Source organism: Mesorhizobium kowhaii (assembly GCF_042431665.1).
GTDB classification, from domain to species: domain Bacteria; phylum Pseudomonadota; class Alphaproteobacteria; order Rhizobiales; family Rhizobiaceae; genus Mesorhizobium; species Mesorhizobium kowhaii.
Genome location: NZ_JBHLYT010000221.1, coordinates 1 through 943, shown reverse-complemented (window position 1 = coordinate 943; position 943 = coordinate 1). Strand labels below are relative to the sequence as shown.

The following is a 943-nucleotide window of genomic DNA, read 5'->3' as shown; positions in this document are numbered from 1 at the left end:
CGCATCAACTGGATGTTCTCTACCGAAAACGCACGCCTTAAGATGGCCAAAGCCTATCCCAAGCCGACTTCCAAAGAGTCATAACCTCTGTGCAGAGGTACTAGGTGTGGCGAGGCAAATCGAGGGAATGGCGATGTCCAGGCCACGCGAGAAACGCGAGACGAGAGCGCAGGATCTGTTCCGCTCCCTGCTCGACCAGATCATCAACATGAAGCACCACCGGCTGGCGCAGGTGCAAATTCCGAGAGGGAAGTCGCCCCCCGATTCCGAGATGATGTCGCCCCCTCGTTCAGAGAATTAACCGCCCCCTGATTCCGAAATGATGCCGCCCCCTGGTGGCGGTGTTTGGGCCGGGTGCTCTGCTGGTGGAATGTTTCTTCTTTTGGGTTGTCCAGGGAAGGAACGAAATGCCTGCGGAGAGAGTGACCATGCGGCGTGTCCGCGAGATTTTGAGATATCGATTTGAAGAGGGCCTTGGCCGCAAGGCGATCTCATACCGTGTGGGCGCAGCGCCCTCGACGGTGCGCGAAACGCTTCGCCGGGCGGAGGCTGCCGGCCTGGCCTGGCCGTTAGGGGATGAGATCACGGACGCGGTCCTGGAGGCTGCGCTCTACAAGGCGAACGGGACGAAGACGGGGCACCGCCGCAGCGTGGAGCCGGACTGGGCTTACGTGCATCGCGAGTTGAAGCGCAAGCATGTGACGCTGCAGATCCTTTGGGACGAATACATCGAGCGTCACCCCGATGGTTACCGTTACAGCCGTTATTGTGATCTTTACAGAGGCTGGGCATCCAACCTGCCGGTGACGATGCGGCAGAACCATGCCGCTGGCGTAATTACTCACACCCTTGTCAGGGGCAAGAATCCCTGAATCTATGGGGATATGGATCGCACTGATTTGCAGCGTCTGACGAAGGAAGAGTTGATCGATCTGGTGCTGCG

1 pseudogene is annotated in these 943 nt (G+C 58.7%); it reads left to right on the top strand.

Annotated features, from left to right (window positions below):
* Positions 1-428: 428 nt before the first annotated feature.
* Positions 429-833: pseudogene (locus ACFFNA_RS39590) on the top strand (IS21 family transposase); the annotation flags it as partial.
* Between the last annotated feature and the right edge of the window lie 110 nt (positions 834-943).